16 protein-coding genes are annotated in these 17,821 nt (G+C 51.7%); 1 reads left to right on the top strand and 15 read right to left on the bottom strand.

The window, feature by feature from the left end; all coding sequences use genetic code 11:
* Positions 1 to 535: hypothetical protein (locus KOO63_07345; protein ID MBU8921619.1), on the top strand; the 535-nt coding region annotated here is incomplete at its 5' end.
* A gap of 5 nt (positions 536 to 540) precedes the next feature.
* On the opposite strand, the gene KOO63_07340 is transcribed toward KOO63_07345, so the two are convergent.
* From KOO63_07340 to KOO63_07270, 15 genes are all read right to left on the bottom strand, one after another.
* Positions 541 to 1,416 (bottom strand): polysaccharide deacetylase family protein, encoded by an 876-nt coding sequence (locus KOO63_07340; protein MBU8921618.1) that lies wholly within the window; start codon positions 1,414 to 1,416, stop codon positions 541 to 543.
* 4 nt (positions 1,417 to 1,420) lie between these two features.
* Positions 1,421 to 1,864 (bottom strand): dUTP diphosphatase, encoded by a 444-nt coding sequence (dut, locus tag KOO63_07335; GenBank protein ID MBU8921617.1) that lies wholly within the window; start codon positions 1,862 to 1,864, stop codon positions 1,421 to 1,423.
* The gene (locus KOO63_07330; protein MBU8921616.1) at positions 1,861 to 3,135 is read right to left on the bottom strand and encodes an insulinase family protein; all 1,275 of its coding nucleotides are present in this window, start codon (positions 3,133 to 3,135) and stop codon (positions 1,861 to 1,863) included. The genes dut and KOO63_07330 overlap by 4 nt, the downstream gene beginning before the upstream one ends.
* Positions 3,136 to 3,143: 8 nt before the next feature.
* A complete protein-coding gene (pnp, locus tag KOO63_07325; GenBank protein ID MBU8921615.1) occupies positions 3,144 to 5,216 on the bottom strand; it encodes a polyribonucleotide nucleotidyltransferase in 2,073 nt (690 codons plus the stop codon).
* A gap of 84 nt (positions 5,217 to 5,300) precedes the next feature.
* The gene (rpsO, locus tag KOO63_07320; protein MBU8921614.1) at positions 5,301 to 5,570 is read right to left on the bottom strand and encodes a 30S ribosomal protein S15; all 270 of its coding nucleotides are present in this window, start codon (positions 5,568 to 5,570) and stop codon (positions 5,301 to 5,303) included.
* Positions 5,571 to 5,706: 136 nt separating this feature from the next.
* On the bottom strand, positions 5,707 to 6,651 hold the full coding sequence (locus tag KOO63_07315) for a bifunctional riboflavin kinase/FAD synthetase (GenBank protein ID MBU8921613.1): 945 nt from the start codon (positions 6,649 to 6,651) through the stop codon (positions 5,707 to 5,709).
* 40 nt (positions 6,652 to 6,691) lie between these two features.
* Complete coding sequence (truB, locus tag KOO63_07310) at positions 6,692 to 7,627, bottom strand: tRNA pseudouridine(55) synthase TruB (protein MBU8921612.1); 936 nt, start codon at positions 7,625 to 7,627, stop codon at positions 6,692 to 6,694.
* 13 nt (positions 7,628 to 7,640) lie between these two features.
* Positions 7,641 to 8,219: a hypothetical protein gene (locus KOO63_07305; GenBank protein ID MBU8921611.1), complete on the bottom strand. Its 579-nt coding sequence runs from the start codon at positions 8,217 to 8,219 to the stop codon at positions 7,641 to 7,643.
* Between the two features lie 391 nt (positions 8,220 to 8,610).
* Complete coding sequence (rbfA, locus tag KOO63_07300) at positions 8,611 to 9,045, bottom strand: 30S ribosome-binding factor RbfA (GenBank protein ID MBU8921610.1); 435 nt, start codon at positions 9,043 to 9,045, stop codon at positions 8,611 to 8,613.
* 14 nt (positions 9,046 to 9,059) lie between these two features.
* A complete protein-coding gene (locus tag KOO63_07295; protein ID MBU8921609.1) occupies positions 9,060 to 9,341 on the bottom strand; it encodes a DUF503 domain-containing protein in 282 nt (93 codons plus the stop codon).
* A gap of 13 nt (positions 9,342 to 9,354) precedes the next feature.
* Entirely contained in the window at positions 9,355 to 11,490 is a 2,136-nt protein-coding gene (infB, locus tag KOO63_07290; GenBank protein MBU8921608.1) for a translation initiation factor IF-2, read from the bottom strand.
* 36 nt (positions 11,491 to 11,526) lie between these two features.
* Complete coding sequence (gene nusA / locus KOO63_07285) at positions 11,527 to 13,227, bottom strand: transcription termination factor NusA (GenBank protein MBU8921607.1); 1,701 nt, start codon at positions 13,225 to 13,227, stop codon at positions 11,527 to 11,529.
* Between the two features lie 97 nt (positions 13,228 to 13,324).
* On the bottom strand, positions 13,325 to 13,813 hold the full coding sequence (locus KOO63_07280; protein MBU8921606.1) for a ribosome maturation factor RimP: 489 nt from the start codon (positions 13,811 to 13,813) through the stop codon (positions 13,325 to 13,327).
* 195 nt (positions 13,814 to 14,008) lie between these two features.
* A complete protein-coding gene (locus tag KOO63_07275; GenBank protein MBU8921605.1) occupies positions 14,009 to 14,980 on the bottom strand; it encodes a M28 family peptidase in 972 nt (323 codons plus the stop codon).
* Positions 14,955 to 17,821: hypothetical protein (locus tag KOO63_07270; protein ID MBU8921604.1), on the bottom strand; the 2,867-nt coding region annotated here is incomplete at its 5' end. The genes KOO63_07270 and KOO63_07275, both read right to left, overlap by 26 nt.

Genomic DNA, 17,821 nt, shown 5'->3' with positions numbered 1-17,821 from the left:
GCAGGAGAGGTCTCTCGAGTACCTTGTCTCGCACTCGTGGATGGCGAGGTTCTGTACTTATGAATCGCTGAAACGTCTTCTTGAGACCGGATTCCTCGAATTCAGGGAAGCGGAAAAAGTCGAACCTGAGGAGATTCAGGAAAAGATCGTCAAGACAAGGAAAGACAATAGAAAACGGGTTATTCCTACTTTCGCCACGATTATCATTCTGGTCGCTTCTTTCGCAGTTGGAGAATACCTCGTCCCCTGGCTTTTGCCTCCCGGCTGGAAAGCCCGGACCAGTGGTACGAAGGCCGCATCCATAGTGGAGACTGCCGGACTCACGATAGAGCCGGCCGAGCTCCGCCTCAGGGGCCTCAAAGCGACTATCGAGCAGGGGCTCGACGAATATTACGGTTCAATGGGATCTTACCCTTTCACGCTGGAAGTCCTGGCGGTAAAGAAATTCATCAGAGGCTCCACTCTCGAGCTCGTCCAACAGGTCGGGATCAGGTACAGGATGGATGACAACGGCAGGGCCTATTCTCTACGGTAGCGAAATTAATCGAACGGTCCCTTTTTCATTAAAAACGGAGTTATCGACGCAAACCTGTTTATCGTCCTTCCCTTGATATCCTCGAACCAGAACCATCGTCCGCCCGACAGTTTCAGATCGACAGAATATTTCGTGTCGATGATCCAGACTCCCTCTCTTCTCAGGCAGAACCTGTCCACATCCTCACCCCGCCCCGTGGGAAAAAGAGTAAACCCTGCTTCAAATCCCGCCGAGCGAGCAGATTCGACCACCCTCCGGTCGACCCGGCCGAAAGGATACGAGACACTTCTCGCCATCCTTCCCGTCTGATGACCGATCACTTCTCTTGATATGCTCAATTCGTCGGCCAGCATGTCATCGGAAAGCTTTGTCAGATCCCTGTGAGTCCGGGAATGGGATCCGAAAGTAAAGAGAGGATTCGCTGATATCTCAGAGACTTCATCCCATCCAAGGTGCCGTGTCCTTCTCCCTGGCAGAGGGAGTTCCCAGGTGTTCTCTCTGCCGGAATATGAAGTGACAAGAAATATCAGTGCGGGAATATTCCTGGCTTCCAGAAGAGGCAACGCGTCATCCATAAGCAGTCTGTACCCATCGTCGAAAGTGATCAGGATCTCTTTTCCCCGGGCTTCCCTCCTACCGTCCAGAGTATCGATGAATTCGTCCTCGCCGATGAACGAGTACCCGGAGTCGGCAAGGTGGTCGAGTCCCGAAGCAAATCTCGTGGGAGTCATCCAGGTGCCGCCGAATTCGAATCCTGCTATCTTGTGGTATGTAAGTACTCCCGGCAGAGTCCGGTCGGGTGGACCCCATCGAAACTTCCATAAAAGGAAAAGACCGATCGCGGCGGCGGCTAGAAAGAATGGTATGATCAGAAGGGACATTAACCTAACCCTTCCCGGTAGACCCGTATCCCCCGTCTCCCCTGTCAGTGACGTCCAGCGATTCCATTTCCACCAGTTCGACCCGGGGGAGTTCGACAAAAACGATCTGGGCTATCCTGTCACCGCGACTGACGGGGAAAATCTCTTTGCTGAAATTAGTGAGGATCACTCCGAGCTCGCCACGGTAATCGCTGTCGATAGTACCGGGGCTATTAAGGACTCCCACACTTTTTTTCAATGCCAGGCCGCTTCGGGGACGGACCTGACCTTCGTATCCCGGAGGTATGGACAGTTCGATCCCGGATGGAACCAGCATTGTCTCTCCAGGTTCGATGATCATATCCTCGTCGCAGGCGGCTCTGATATCATACCCGCTCGACCCGTCGGTCATCCTTCCGAGAGGCGGCAACCCCTCGTGATGGGGAAGATATCTGATCGACACTTTCATCGGGAACCTCTCCTGATAAAACCACGCAGCCTGCGCTTGCCGCAGGTCACATAGGTATGTCTTTTTTCCGGCAGGAATATCTCCATCACCCTGGCGACATCTTCCGGCCTTACTCTTTCAATATTCTTGATCACGGAGTCCAGAGTCCTGTGCCTCTTATGATAACATTCACTGTGTATCAGTCTGAACAACCTGCTATCCACGCTTTCCACACCGAATACGACCGATGCCTTCAGCTGGGACTTTGCGCTGGCCATTTCCTCCTCCAGTGCTCCTCCCGTCCTCAGATCCTCCATGCATCTCATGAAAATATCCATCGCCTTTCCCAGATTCCTGGGATCGACCGAAAAATAGCTGGCAAAAGCGCCAGTATCACTCCAGAAATTCGCGTGTGAAAAGACAGCATAGGCCAGTCCGTTCTTTTCCCTGAGATTCTGAAACAACCGTGACGACACCCCGCCTCCAAGTATATTGGACAGGACCAGCAACGGATATCTGTCCGGGTCGGAAGCAGAGATCGTCCGTGTCCCTATACAGACATGTGACTGTCCCCAGTCCGGCCTTCTGCCGGACACGATCCTTTTGCTTGAAAACTTCGATGTTTTCCGTGCTCGTCCAGCAGAACGATTCCCCTGAAAGACGAAATTTTCCTCAATTGTCGATATGACCTTGCCAAATGGAATATTACCGATGAATGCGAAGATCGTGTTTGAAGGAATGTAGGTCTTCCTGTGGAAAGCGAGAAGCCTTCGGCGGTCACACGACGGAATGTCCTTGAGTCTTCCCGCCACCGGGTATCCAAGTTGATCGTCGCCAAAGAGACTCTTGAAGAAAAGCTCGTATGTCGATTCTTCAGGTGAATCATTCACCGAACGGATCTCTTCCTGAACGACTTTTTTCTCCAGCACAAGCGCATCGGTTGGAATAGAGGGCGACAGGACAATATCAGAAAGTATCTCGGCAAAATCCCCAAAATGCTCTTCCAGCACTTTTCCGTGGTAGCAGGTCGATTCCTTGCTTGTAAAGGCATCCCACTGACCGCCTATAGACTCGAGATCGAAAGCGATCTTCAAGGCGGATCTGCTCTTTGTCCCCCTGAATACCATATGCTCAAGGAGATGCGAATACCCCCGCTCCGATTCTGTCTCGTCTCTCGATCCCCGGGAGACCCAGACACCGAAAGCGACAGTCGGAGACACAGGATTGCGCTGATACAGCAAGGTAGCGCCGCAGTCCAGTATGACCTTCTTCGGGCGGGGGAGCTTCAACATATCTTTCTCTAGAGAAGGACCTTTCGGCTCAGCCTGATCTTACCTTCCCTGTCGATCCCTATGACCTTGACCTCGAGTTCCTGCCCGAGTTCCAGAACGTCCTCGACCCTGTCGATACGTTTTCTGTCGATCTCTGAAATATGCAGCAGACCGTCCTTGCCTGGAAGGATCTCGACAAAAGCGCCAAAGGTAACGATACTCTTTACCGTTCCCTTGTATACCTTGTCGAGTTCTGCCTCGGCCGTGATATTGTTGATCATCTCGAGAGCCGCGTCTCCAGAAGCCTGGTCGACAGCAGCGATAGCAACGGTGCCATCGTCATCGATATCGATCTTCGCGCCGGTAGTGTCCTGGATATGTCTGATCATCTTGCCCCCAGGGCCTATGATCTCTCTGATCTTGTCTACCGCGATCTTTATCTGGACTATCTTAGGTGCGTAGGGCGATATCTCGCTTTTAGCTTCGGAAATCGTTTTACCCATGATGTCGAGGATATGGAGCCTGGCCTTGCGAGCCTGCTCAAGAGCCTCTTCCATAACCGCCCTGGAGATACCTGATATCTTGACGTCCATCTGGAAACCGGTGATCCCGTCACTGGTGCCAGTCACCTTGAAGTCCATGTCACCGAGGTGATCCTCGAGACCGAGGATATCGGTGAGGACAGCAAACTTATCGCCTTCCATTACCATACCCATCGCAACACCGGCGACCGGTTTGGTTATGGGCACTCCCGCGTCCATCAGCGAAAGACTGCCTCCGCATACCGTGGCCATCGAACTCGAACCGTTCGATTCCATGATGTCGGATACGACCCTGATGGTATAAGGGAATACATCATCGGCAGGCAGGACCGGCCCAAGAGACCTCTCAGCGAGATGTCCGTGTCCTATCTCCCTGCGACCGGGGCCGCGGAAGAATCCGACTTCTCCCACACTGTACGGAGGGAAGTTGTAGTGGAGCATATATTTTTTCCACGACTCACCGATGAGCCCGTCTATCCTCTGCTCATCCTGGGAAGTCCCGAGCGTTACCACAACGAGACTCTGAGTCTCTCCCCTGGTAAACAGGGCACTGCCGTGGGTCCTTGGAAGAATACCGATCTCACAGGTGATATCCCTGACTTCGTCCTTTTTCCTTCCATCGGTCCTGACACCCTCATCGAGGATCATGCTTCTAACGAGGTCCTTCTCGATATCATGCATGAAATTCTTGATCTCTTTGCCGGATTCAGGATATTCTTCTGCATGGGCTTCGATAGCTTCGGTGACGAGCGCCCCGATAGCGTTATCCCTGATATGCTTTCCAATGAGCCTGCATGCACTGTCCATTTTGGACTTATACTGCTCAATCACTTTCGCCTTCAGTTCCTCATTCACTTCTTTTTTGGTGAATTCCCTCTTGGCAGGAATCTCACACTCGGCGAGGAATTCACGCTGAAAGGCATTGAATTTCCTGATATGCTCATGACCGTAGTCAAGGGCCTCCATTATCTTCGATTCAGACACTTCACCGGATTCACCTTCGACCATGATGATGGCTTCGTCGGAACCGGCTATCACCAGTTCGAACCCGGCCTCTTCGACTTCCTCGAAGGTCGGGTTGAGCGTGAAAGCACCATCTTTCATTCCCACACGGACACCACTGATAACGCCTTCGAAGGGTATGTCCGAGAGATTGAGCGCTATCGACGCGCCGATGATCCCAAGAACGTCCGCCTGATGCTCCGTGTCACTGCTCAGTACGGTACAGGCAACCTGTACTTCGTACATGAACCCGTCGGGGAAAAGGGGCCTTATCGGCCTGTCGATAAGCCTGCAGCTGAGAGTCTCCCTCTCACTCGGGCGTCCTTCTCTTTTGAAAAAGCCCCCGGGGATCTTCCCGGCCGCATAGAATTTTTCTCTGTATTCGACGAAGAGCGGGAAGAATCCCCTGTCACTCTCCGCACCTTTGGAAGCGACCGCGGTAACCAGTACCGTAGTTCCTTCCTCGCCAAGAAGGACTGAACCGTCCGCCTGCCTGGCCATCCTTCCAGTCTCGAAAAAGAACTCTTTCCCTTCGACTGTCATTTTCTTGCTAATCATTCCTGTACTATCCTCCGTTCATCGATATCTGCAGAAAAATAGTCGTGACACTGATATTTTCAACATATCACGACAGATATCATGCTATTTCCTGAGATTCAATTCCTTGATAAGACTGCGATATTTCTCGATTCTGTTCTTCTTGAGATAATCCAGAAGCTTGCGGCGACGACCTACCATCTTGAGAAGTCCCCGTCTTGAAGCGAAATCTTTCTTGTGGATCCTGAAATGTCCAGTGAGGACATTGATGCGCTCGGTGAGAAGCGCGATCTGGACTTCCGGGGAACCCGAATCCAGATTATGCATCCTATGCTTCTCAATAACTTCCTTCTTTAAATCCTTTTGCAGTGCCATCGTCATACCTCCTTCGTATCACGTACTTTACAACGCGATGGCAGCAGAAAGGGCCCCATGCCCGATCCGCATTAAAACTGCCTGCTCCCATTCACTCTATGGGTGATGTACTAACATACATCAGGATACTTTTTTGTCAATATTTCTTTTCCAGTATTGACCTGACACAATCCCTGTCCCGTTTGAGCTGGGCACGAAGCTCATCCCTGCCATCAAACTCTTTTTCTTCCCTCAGATAGTCGAGACAGCAAATCCTGATCCTCTCGCCGTAGAGGTTTCCATCGAAATCAAACAGATGCACCTCTATCCTCTCTACACCATCATGTCTGATGGTCGGAGCAGCACCGACATTCATCATGCCTCCCGAGATACCTGATGGAGTCTCGACATTTACGGCATATACACCAGTCGGCGGCAGAAGTTTTTCTGAATGCGAGACTGTGGCGTTGGCTGTGGGGAACTTCAGCTCCCTGCCGATCCCCTCGCCATGGACCACATCGGCATCGAAGAAATACGGTCTGGTAAGCAGCCTGGCAGCCACATGAAGCTTCCTGGCCTCGATGTTTTTTCTTATCCTTGTACTCGATACAGCGCGCCCTCGCACGACCACCGGCGATACGACCGAAAATCCATATCCCGTTTTCTTCCCCTCGGCCGCTATATTCTGCTGGTTTCCCTCCCTGCCCCTGCCGAGATGAAAATCATACCCGATCACAAGATGTTTCATTCCAAGACGCCGCAGAAGCCTTGTTTCTATAAAATCCCTGTAATCGATGGCGGCAAGAGCGGAAGTAAACTCCTCGACCAGGATGATGTCGACATCCAACTCCGAAAGAATGGACAACTTCTCCTTCAGCGTTGTAAGGAGTCTCGGCTGTCTCTCGGGATGTGTCACACTCAGGGGGTGCCTGTCGAAGGTCATCAGCACGGAGACATTTGCTCCGGACTCCACCTTTGCCTTTTGAAGGGATTCGATCACTTTCTGATGTCCGATATGGACACCATCAAAGACGCCAATGGAGACAACCGAATCACCGATTCTTCCATCTTCGATCTGTGCGCTTGTCAATATCTCGGCCATATTGTCTCTCCAGACAGACCCACAACGGCCTGTTCATTTTTCACTGATTGCCGCCACTATCCTGTCCAGCCGCGGCAAATACCTTTTTTAACTGGACCAGCCCGGCAGGCTCGGCCTCCGCGATCGCTCCCAACCGCCCATCAGACAGGATCAGGCGGACAAGGCTTCCCGCGACTGGGAGCCCCGACACAATACAGGGAGCTATGCCGTTCATCAGACCTTTTTCCTGATCATCGTCAAGTTCCACCTGCGGAAGATGCTGCAAAGCCTCGGAAAGTCCTGTACCCGGATTTTCCATTTCGAGCAGCTGTTCAAGAGAGTCGTCATCTATCGCATCGTCCAGATGAAAATGTCCTATCTCGGTCCTGACAAGACGGTGAAGATGCGCAGGGACACCCAGCGCGTCACCGATCTCCTCCGCCAGCACCCTCACATACATCCCCTTCGAGCAATGGACCTCTATCCTGAAGACGGGTAGATCACATTCGAGAAGTCTTATGGAATATGTATTGACTTCTCGTGGCTCACGAGCCACTTCCTTTCCCTCCCGGGCAAGAGCATAAAGTGGGAGCCCCCTGTGCTTCAGGGCCGAGAACATCGGAGGTGTCTGTTTTCTCAGTCCGGCTAATCCAGCCAGGGCTGCAGTAATATCTTCTTCTCTTGTATTTTCCCACTCACCGGTACGGACTATAGTTCCTTCAGCGTCCTGTGTGTCGGTCGCCTCGCCGAGCTTGATATCCGCGATATATTTCTTTGGTAGTTCCATAAGATATCCTGAGAGCTTCGTCGCCGACCCGGTCAGTAGAAGGACCAACCCGGTCGCCAGAGGATCCAGCGTCCCGGAATGACCGATTTTTTTTACCCTGATTATCTTCCTGAATCTGCGGATCACGTCGAATGTCGATAGCCCGGCTGACTTGTTTACTGCAATGACCTTATTGTTAAATCTGCTCCAGCCTGCTCCCAGCTCTTCCATAGTCCGGCTTCCCTCATCTCCCGGAGACGAGTCCCTCGAGGTCCCTGAGAATCGTTTTTGTGGCATTATCGATACTGTCTTTTATAGTAAGCCCCGCAGCCTTGGCATGTCCTCCGCCGCCATATCTGCCCGCAAGCAATGAGACATCGTGGTGATTCCTCGACCTGAGACTGACCCTTGTCCTGTCCGGCCCGATCTCCCTGAGCAGGGCGACAAGCTCGACATCGTCTATTGCGGCACCATAATCTATGAATCCTTCCGAATCCTTGAATTCAGCTCCGGAACTCTCCAGCATCTCCCTTTTGATCTGCATAGTAGCGATCTTACCCTCACAGGAGAGTTTGAGAGAATCGAGGACAGGAACAAGCAGTTTAAGCGTCCTGAATTTCTTCATGTATACGAATTCATGGGTAAGCTCATACGCGCGCGCCCCATATCCAATCAATCTGCCCGCCGCGGACAAGGCTTCCTCATCTGTATTCTGGAACCTGAATGAGCCGGTATCCATCAATATCCCGAGATAGAGGCAGCTGGCAATATCCGAAGTGATGCTTTCCGGAGCGACCGATTCGAGAAACCGCAAAACAAGCATCGCAGCCGCTGCGGCGTTCTCATCGACCACATTGACCTCTCCGTACATCTCATTGGAAGGATGATGGTCCATATTGACTACAGGTACGTCTCCCGCTATTTCCATAACGTTCTCCGTCCTGCCGTGAGTCGGAGAATCGAGGGCGATGACGACCTGCGGATCGAACGAAGCTATCATATCCCTGGCCACCAGACTGTCGGCGCCGGGAAGTCCCAGAAGTCTTTCCGGCATGTCTCCGGGCGCGTAACAGGCTACATCCTTACCGCGGGCTCGAACAAAGAGAGTCATGGCGAACATCGACCCGAGACAATCCCCGTCAGGGTCGATATGACCTATCATGAGAAACCTGTCGTTATTGTCTATCAGTTCCAGTATCCGTCCGAATTCGGACTTACAGGTCTCGGCTGTCATCCCCATCCTCTCCATCAGTCTCTTCAACTGATTCTTCTCCGCCACCGGCCGGGTCACTATCCCCGACTTCATCATCTTCATGGATCTTGTTGATAATTTCCTCTAATGCCATGGCCCTGTCAAGCGACGAATCATATATGAATATCAGTTCAGGGATCACTCTGAGCCTGATATGTTTCTTGATGATCCCCCGCATGAAACCCCGGCAGCTCTCCAGCCCACGGCTCACATTCTCGAGATCATCGCTTCCCCCGATAATATTGTAATAGATCTTCGCCACAGAATAATCCCGCGCGGCCGCAACCCGCAGGACCGACACGTTCGCCACCCTGGGATCCTTCACGCGCTTGAACAGCATTTCGGCAACGAGCTGATGGATAGTCTCCTCGATCCTTGCCTTGTATTTTTCTTCCATAACCGCTCCAACCGTCAATAGAACTCTTTGTCACATTCGATCAATACGGCTCTCTCCTGGCGTTCCAGAAATGTCGTTATCGCCTGAACCGACTTGTCGACCCCTTTTCTGCTCCCGGCTATGGTCACGATGGCGAGAGCGCTTCTCTGCCACTTGTCCTGGTAATCCGTCTCGCACAGGGCCAGATTGAACCTGGAACGGAGTCTGTCCTTGAGACTGTTTAAGACAAATCTCTTTTCCTTCAGGGATTTACAACCCGGCAGGTGCAACTGGATCCGAAGGCAGGCGACGAGCATGGAAAGCCCCCGCTTAATCGATTGTCCTGATATGTTTCTCTTCCAGGTATATCTCCAGGAGATCCCCCTCTATAAGGTCCTCGAAGCCGCTCACACCGACGCCGCACTCGAAGCCCGCCTGGACTTCCTTCGCGTCATCCTTGAAACGCTTGAGCGAATTCACCGTACCCTTATAGATGATCTCTCCTTCACGACGGACCCTGACCAGGGCTCCGCGCTTGACCATTCCAGACTTTACATATGAACCTGCGATGGTCCCGATCTTGGAAACCCTGAATACCTGGCGGACTTCGACTTCGCCGAGCTCGACTTCCACGATATCGGGTTCGAGAAGTCCCGACATCGCTGCTTTGACGTCATCGATAGCCTGATAAATCACGTCATAGAAACGGATATCGACTTTCTCATTGCCCGCAAGTCTGGCCGCTTCAGGAGTGACATTTATATGGAATCCCAGGACAACGGCATTACTTGCTGAGGCGAGAAGAACATCGCTCTCGCTTATGATGCCGACACCCTTGAGGATCACGTTCACCTTTACTTCATCGGTACTGAGATCCACCAGACTGGCACTGAGAGCCTCGATAGAACCGTCAGTGTCAGCCCTGATGATCAGGTTGAGCTCCGCCGCGACACCTTCCTGAATCTGCTCGTAAAGCTCTTCCAGTGACATCGTCTGCGAGGTCCTCCGCTCCATTTCACGGGAGAACTGCTGGCGTTTCGTCGCGATCTCCTTTGCAGTCCTCTCTTCTTCCACCTGGATGAATGCGTCCCCGGCCTGGGGCACACCGGAACATCCGAGTACTACGGCTGGTGTTGACGGTGGCGCGTTCTCGATCTTTTTGCCCCGCTCGTTCATGAGAGCCCTTACCCGGCCGAAGTGATTGCCGGTGACAAAAATGTCGCCCACGTTGAGAGTGCCCTGCTGGATGAGAATGGTACAGACAACGCCACGCCCTTCCTCTTTTTTCGATTCAAGCACGGTTCCCCTGCACTGCGATTCCGGATCTGCTTTCAATTCCATCATCTCAGACTGAAGAAGGATCATCTCGAGCAGTTTCTCTATCCCGATATCGTTCTTGGCCGATATCTCGGCGCACATGACATTACCGCCGTACTCCTCAAGGACGATGTTCTGCTGGATAAGTCCACTTTTGACCTTTTCCAGGTCAGCGTTCGGCAGATCGATCTTGTTGATCGCTATAATGATCGGGACGTCAGCCGCCCTCGCGTGGTTTATCGCTTCCATGGTCTGCGGCATTACGCCATCGTCTGCTGCGACGACAATGATAACGATGTCAGTCGCCTGTGCGCCTCTCGCCCGCATCGCGGTAAAAGCCTCATGGCCAGGTGTATCGATAAAAGTGATAAGACGGTCGTTGATTTCAACCGAATAAGCACCTATATGCTGGGTTATTCCGCCCTTTTCACCGGCAATGACATTACTGTGACGGATGTTGTCCAGCAGGGAAGTCTTACCATGGTCGACATGCCCCATTATTGTAACGACCGGCGAACGCCCTACGAGTCTTTCAGGCTGTACCTCTTTCGTCTCAACCAGAATATCCTGGCCGTAGGAGGTGACGAATTTCACCTTGTAACCATATTCGTCAGCTATCATTTCGATAGCGTCTGAATCGAGTCTCTGGTTGATCGACACCATCATCTCCAGCTCGACGCACTTCTGAATGACCTCTGCAGGATCCTCATCAAGGTGCTGCGCAAGATCGGCAACGCTCGAAAACTCGGGAAGCTTGATAAGAGCCTCTTCCACTTTAGTCTCAACGACCTCATCCTTGCGTTTACGCCTCTTCGACTTACGGGTGACCTCGAGTTTAGCCAGTGTCCTCTTTACGCTATCCTTGACCGCCTGCTGGTCCGCTTCTTTCCTTTCAGCCTTTTTGGGCTTCCTGGAGCGATGCTTCTTCTCGGTCTTTGCCGGCCTCTGCTGGCGTTCCTTCCTTTTGACCTTGGCCGAAGCCTGGTTCTTGATCCGGTTCAGGTGCTGCTGAATAAGAATCTCCACACGGTCTTCGACCGTACTCATATGACTCTTTACAGTAATACCTTCCTTGACGAGGATCTTTCTCAGAGCCTCACTGGAGATCTCATACTTTTTAGCAAGCTCGTAAACACGGACCTTTGCCAAAGGAACTCAACTCCCTTCATCCATTTCTTTGCCGACTCAATCTTCCGGCTCGTCATCCCCGTCAGTCGTGCCATCACCTGAGATACCGGTATCAGTTTTCTTAATATCTTCATCGCCGGGTCCGCCATCGGCATCACCCGGTGCGATCTCTATAGGGTCTTCTGATGCTTCTGCATCAGCATCATCTTCTACTACATCGTTCTCCGCATCATCCTTCAGCCCGGCTTCATCATCGGAGTCATCATCATCGCCGACATCATCCGTCTCATCGAAGGTGATCGAAACATCTTCGTCTTCCGTCGACTCATCAGCAGCGGCTTCCTCAGAAGAATCGTCATCGGTCGCATCCCCGAAAATATCTGCTTCAGTAAGCTTGGCTTCCTCTTCCGGCTTCTCAACCTCTGGCGCAAGAGCATTCTCATCGAAGAGCTGTATATCTTCAGCAGCCTCCTCCTCTTTCTCTTTTTTGAGAAGTGTCTCAAGAGCACTGTTTAGCTCTTCCATAGTTTCAGAAGACATCGCTTTAAGCCTCTCGGCAGTCTTGGCTCCGATTCCTTCGAGCTCCAGCAGTTCATCAAGAGAAGTCTTGTGAAGCTTCTGCACGGTCAAAATACCGATACTCTTCAATTTGACGGCCAGCTTGTCACTGACTCCGTACATCTCGGAGATATCCATCTGAAGCCTCTGCTCGAGCCTGTCTCTTCTTTCGACTTCCTTGACGGTTGTAAGGTTGATCTTCCATCCAGTCAACTTCGACGCCAACCGCACATTCTGCCCATCCCTTCCGATAGCGAGGGAAAGTTGGTCTTCATCGACAATAGCAAGAGCCTCGTTCTCGAACTCGTTGAACCTGAGGGCCGACACCTTCGCCGGTGCCAGCGCTCTCGATACGAATTCCGAAGAGTTATCACTCCAGTTTACTATATCTATTTTTTCGCCATGAAGCTCGTTGACGACCGCCTGCACTCTCGAACCTTTCATCCCCACACAGGATCCGACTGCATCGACCTTGTCGCTTCGTGAATGGACCGCTATCTTGGAACGGCCACCCGGTTCCCTGGCTATCTTTTTGATCTCCACATCACCGTCGAATATCTCGGGCACTTCCTGCTCAAACAGTTTCTGAAGAAACTGGTTACTCGTCCTGGAAAGGATTATCTGCGGACCCCTCGCTTCCCTGTCGGCTTCCATGACACAGGCTCGAAGGGTATCTCCCTGATTATATCTTTCCTTCCGGATCTGCTCGCGTAGAGGCAGATATGCTTCGGCCCTGCCGAGGTTGACAAGGATGCTGCCCCGGTCTATCTGGCGGACCGTGCCGTTTACTATGACACCTATCTTATCCTTATAATCCTCGTATATCCTGTCTCTTTCGGCCTCGCGTACTTTTTGAGTGAGAACCTGTTTGGCGGTCTGTACAGCGTTCCGGCCGAACTCCTCGACCGAGAGTTCCTCGCTTACTTCTTCCCCGACCTTGGCATCGGGATCGATCTCTTTAGCGTCCGCTAGCAGAAGTTCCGTCGCTTCATCCTCGACTTCCTTGACTACCTGGAAGACACGAAAGATCTCTATCTGACCCTTCGCCTCATCAATATGGACCTTGATATCGGATTCCTGGCCGTGCTTTCGCCTGGCCGCCGATATAAGACTGATCTTGATCGTCTCGATAAGGGTATTCTTGTCGACCCTCTTGACTCTGATAATCTGCGAAAACGCTTCAATAAATCCCGAATTCATTCTCTGACTCCCCTCAGACCATGTCCGGCTGAGATTCTAAAACAGGCTCGCGCCTCTGTCAAAATGTTTTCACTTCAAATAGACCGACTGGCCTGTTCTATCTGCCCTGTTTTTTCTTCCTGCTGATCTCCCACTTTTCACCATGCAGGCGGGCTTTTATGATATTCTTGAACTCTACGGCAGTCTCATTCCCACCATCATCGACTATAAAAGAATCTTCATCAACGTCCTTCAAAATACCGATCACTATGTCCTTACCCTTTTCACTGCTCGAATACTCGACCCTCACTTCACGGCCCTCGAACCGTTTGAAATGAGCCGGCTTCGAAAGAAGCCTGTTAATACCGGGCGATGAGACCTCGAGATTATATGGGCTGCTGAAGATCTCTTCAGCTTCAAGTACCAGGCCGAGGGTCTTGGCCAACTTCACACAGTCGTTGATCGAGACTCCTCCATCCTCGCGGTCTACAAAGAGCCTGAGAATCTTTTTTCTTCCCCCCGAGGATATATCCAGCCTGACTAGCTCAAACCCCAGCTCGCCCAGCTCTTTCTCGATAAGGGAAGTAAGGTGCTGATCCCTATCCATTCAGGAACTCCCGATAAATCTCTCCCAATAAGACAAATGGGGCTATCAGCCCCATAACTTACAACAACGTAGTCCAATAAGCTATAAAAAGCAAGCAAAAATAACCGCATTCCAGTTTCAGGTCTAATCGGTCGGAATTCCGGGCCACACCGCCTGCAAAAAAGCTGATCGGCCCTTCTCATACGGGCAGAAACCTTACTCCTGCTGCCAGATGTATTCCAGCAGGACATCCCCGACCGCCTGAAGGCTGGCCGGCGAACACTTGTCGGGTGTATCCTCGATCGTATGCCAGTACCTGTAGTCGAAATCGATCAGATCTATCGCCCTGAGCCCGGCCTGGATAAGAGGGAGGTGATCGTCGACGATCGTCGGCCCCCTGTCCCTGGTAAACTGTTTATAACCGAGTCGTTCCGCTATGGAGTACACTTCATCGACAAGCCTGGGCGAGGCTGACAGGGAATAGCCCTCAACAGGTATTCTCAGGTCAGAATCCCCGATCATATCGACAATGATGACCGCCATCGGCCTGTACCCTTTCAGGTTTCGGGCGAACCAGGCGGAACCAAGGCAGAAATCCTGGGGAATGCCTGCATCCCCGTAGTCTTCCGCGTCGAAAAGGATTATATCGACCCCGACAGGAGGCTTGTGCGTCTGCAGCACTCTCGCGATCTCAAGCAGGACCGCGACACCGCTGGCCCCATCGTTTGCTCCCATCACAGGTGTCGCCCTGTTTGCCGGATCGGGATCCATATCGGAAACCGGTCGCGTATCAAAATGGGCCCCTAGCATGATCCTCTTGCGGGAATCCATATTATAGTTACCGATAATATTGACCAGATTCCGCAAAGTGTCGCCCGTAGTCAGAATACCGGTAAAAGGCTGCAGCGACAGGTTGGCTCCATATTCATCCAGCCGATCGGCCAGATACCTCTGAAGTTCCCTGTGCCCCGGGCTACCGGGATATCGGTATCCGATATCACACTGCTCCTCGATAAATAGGAAAGCCTTCTCCCCGTCGAATTCCGGCGTCTCTCCGCTCCCGCATGAGCCCGCAGTAAACGCAAGAAACACTACCGCCGACAGAAATGCCGGAAAGACTCCTTTACGCGAAACAGCCCCTCGTCCAGAAACATTTCCTCTATTAAAACTTGAACTCAGCAGTCGCATGCAGTCCTACCTCATGATTGACATACCCATATATTCCCCCCGCCGAACGCCTGTACGTCGCGGTCAGGTTTCCCGACATGTTCCGGCTGAAAGTATAGGCTATTCTTGGAGAAACTGACAGGGAAGTTACAGCCGGCACATTGTATTTTTCAGCCCTGCTGTAAATAATATTCAGGGTCATCGTCAGGTTGCTCTCAAATTTCAACTTTTTCTTGCTGAGGAAGGGAAGGGGCAGGCCGAACCCTTTCGACCCACGTATATCGTACTTGAACTCCGTGCTGACCGACCAGTTCTTTTCCCACATCTCCTGATTACGTTCAATCGTCGTCTTCTTGAAGTAAGCCACGGACAGGTTTGAAGTCAGCGAGTTCTTCCACATGAAGTTCCAGTTGGGAACAAGTCTGAACCCGTCCGTTTCCTCACCCAATCTCTTCGACGTCTGTCTGATATAACTGATGTTAAGATCACTTGTCTTGATATACTTTCTGAACACCGGCCAGCTTTCGATACCCTTCCAGTTTATGTTGAGGTCCGGCCATATCATATTTTCGGTCTTTGTGACTCTTGTATCGGACTCTTCGGTCCTTTGCGACATATTTAACTTGAAATTGGCCGATATCCTGCTGGTCAATGCCACTCCGGAACGGAAATTCACACTCATTCGTGAGGACTGTTTCTGGGGAGATGCACCTTCGTCACCGAAAGCGCCTTCCGTACCGCTGAAAGGGGAAAGTCCCATCTGATAAGCGAAGTCAGCTCTGTCGAACAACCTCTCGTACTGGTTTCTCCGTGTGATATCTATTGAACTCTTGATTGCATCGAACCTGCTGATAAACCTGAACAGATGTTTGAAGAACAGCTTTGGATCCGGCTTCTTTATTCCGCTTCCCGCTGACAAAGTATCGACTGCCGCGGTATCTGCAGGCGCTTCTTTGCTGCCTGGCTTTACCAGCGGCCGCTTCAGGCCGAGGCCGGATGGATCTTCCCTGTCACTCTCGGGTTCAAACAAAGTCCTTTCTCCGCCCGCCTGCTCCTGTTGCTGTGTTTGTCCGTCCGGGAGAAGAGTCTGCTCTCCCTCAGGCTTGTCTCCACCCTTGTTCGTTGTCATCCTTTCTTCCATCTGTTTCCGAAACTCGGCTTTTCTCTCATTCTGCGCTGATCTCTGCCTCTTGAGCTTCGAAACAGTCCTTTCTTCGCCCTTGTCCAGAACGCCGAAGAGTTTTCCCAGACTAAGGGCGTACTTGCCTATATCAACATCGAAATCAATACCGATGTCCCTCTTTCCGAATGCATCCCTCGTCCCCTCGGGATCATCTCCCTGCCTTACCCCCGGTTTGAGGTCCTCCTCGTAACTGCTCTTGTATTCGAATACCGGATTGAACTCCGAAAGAATGAATATGTTGCCCCTGGGCTGATATCGCATGTCCAGACTCTGGCGGAAACTTGTAAGTCTACCCATGTCGACTCCGTAGATCTTGTTCTCGATCGCCAGGTTGCGGTTCTCAGCTCTCCTGTAACTGAACTTCAACGACTCAAAAGGGTCGTAGATAGTAGATATCTCATTGTCCCATGCACAGGAATATCCCTCGGGTCTCTCCACAAACTCCTCGCCGTTGAATGAATATCCTCGCTTGACCGACCTGCCTCCATTTGCCTTCATGGAGAAACTGGTCAACCAGTACCTCCATTTGATGCCCTTGAACAGACCGAGGTCCCTGTCCCTGCTGAACTGGACCTGATAATTGGCGTTCCCGCTCATCGCCCAGGAAGTATCCTTAAGGGTCGGAGAAAAAGATGCGTTTTTTGTATAGCTGAACCCAGCCTTCAGGTTGTCGAAGATATTCTTCATTATAGGATTCTTCGACCCCCTCCGGCTCAGCGATACACTCAAACTGTAGTTGTTCTTAACTGATTTCAAACTGTCCTGGACCGCCGGATCATTGATCTCGACATCTTTCTGTGGAAGGTACTTCGGTTTGCTGTCCGCACGATTGTAACGAAAAGTGACAGGCAGCTTGAATCTCGCTGTCGGGATTATGTGGTTGAGTTCGGTCTTGACGTTCAGGTTATAGCTGTTCGTACTCGTTCCGCTTCCGCTCTTCTGACCGAGAGACCTGAACTCCGGTCCCGAATGCTGCCAGCTACCTCCCACAGTAAGGATGTTGCCGAAACTTGCCGAGAGACTCAGGCGCTCTGCGTGATCTATGTCCTTTCGAACGTTTCCGAGGGCCAGATCATTGAACCATACCTGCCCTCTCGGAATCATCACTCCTGAACGGTTCCTCAGTCCGGAGAAAAGATATTTCACCTGGAAAAGTGATGGATTACCGCGAAGCGTGGCGACGTAGACCTTCGACGGATCGACAGCATCTGTGATCTCCCGGACAACATCCTCTCCCGCCTGCGCGTCGAGTTTCATATCGGTAAGATCGCTGAGTTTGATATTCACCCAGTTCCACAATCCGGCCCTCTGTGGAGTAAGAGGAACGGCGATCTCATAGAAGTTCAAACTGTCATAGGCAAGCTGCATGTAGAAATCGACCTGGTCCCCGTCATGCCTGGTAAGTTCCTCATCGCCACGGACAAAGAACTGTATCTCCCTGTACTGCTGAAAATCTTCTCCCCTCCCGACGAAACGCTTCATCAACCTGAACGACCTCTCACGTTCGAAGTTCTCCACTTCGATCAGAAGGGACTGCTCACGGGTCTCCAGCCCTTCCTCGACATTCACGCTGTAGGGAGAATAGTAGAGTGAAGGGTTGTCCTTGTTATTGATCGTCCCGATCTTCACCTGCATATCGGGAGTGGATACGATCCTGTTCTCATCGTTCAGGTCCCTGA

This window comes from Candidatus Latescibacterota bacterium, from assembly GCA_019038625.1.
Taxonomy (GTDB): domain Bacteria; phylum Krumholzibacteriota; class Krumholzibacteriia; order Krumholzibacteriales; family Krumholzibacteriaceae; genus JAGLYV01.
This window is presented reverse-complemented; position numbering and strand designations above follow the sequence as displayed.

Bases quoted from the DNA above. Each gene is read 5' to 3' on its own strand.
- KOO63_07340 (MBU8921618.1), bottom strand. From the start codon at position 1,416: ATGTCCCTTCTGATCATACCATTCTTTCTAGCCGCCGCCGCGATCGGT.
- dut (MBU8921617.1), bottom strand. From the start codon at position 1,864: ATGAAAGTGTCGATCAGATATCTTCCCCATCACGAGGGGTTGCCGCCT.
- KOO63_07330 (MBU8921616.1), bottom strand. From the start codon at position 3,135: ATGTTGAAGCTCCCCCGCCCGAAGAAGGTCATACTGGACTGCGGCGCT.
- pnp (MBU8921615.1), bottom strand. From the start codon at position 5,216: ATGATTAGCAAGAAAATGACAGTCGAAGGGAAAGAGTTCTTTTTCGAG.
- rpsO (MBU8921614.1), bottom strand. From the start codon at position 5,570: ATGGCACTGCAAAAGGATTTAAAGAAGGAAGTTATTGAGAAGCATAGG.
- KOO63_07315 (MBU8921613.1), bottom strand. From the start codon at position 6,651: ATGGCCGAGATATTGACAAGCGCACAGATCGAAGATGGAAGAATCGGT.
- truB (MBU8921612.1), bottom strand. From the start codon at position 7,627: ATGGAAGAGCTGGGAGCAGGCTGGAGCAGATTTAACAATAAGGTCATT.
- KOO63_07305 (MBU8921611.1), bottom strand. From the start codon at position 8,219: ATGCTTGTTTTGCGGTTTCTCGAATCGGTCGCTCCGGAAAGCATCACT.
- rbfA (MBU8921610.1), bottom strand. From the start codon at position 9,045: ATGGAAGAAAAATACAAGGCAAGGATCGAGGAGACTATCCATCAGCTC.
- KOO63_07295 (MBU8921609.1), bottom strand. From the start codon at position 9,341: ATGCTCGTCGCCTGCCTTCGGATCCAGTTGCACCTGCCGGGTTGTAAA.
- nusA (MBU8921607.1), bottom strand. From the start codon at position 13,227: ATGAATTCGGGATTTATTGAAGCGTTTTCGCAGATTATCAGAGTCAAG.
- KOO63_07280 (MBU8921606.1), bottom strand. From the start codon at position 13,813: ATGGATAGGGATCAGCACCTTACTTCCCTTATCGAGAAAGAGCTGGGC.
- KOO63_07275 (MBU8921605.1), bottom strand. From the start codon at position 14,980: ATGCGACTGCTGAGTTCAAGTTTTAATAGAGGAAATGTTTCTGGACGA.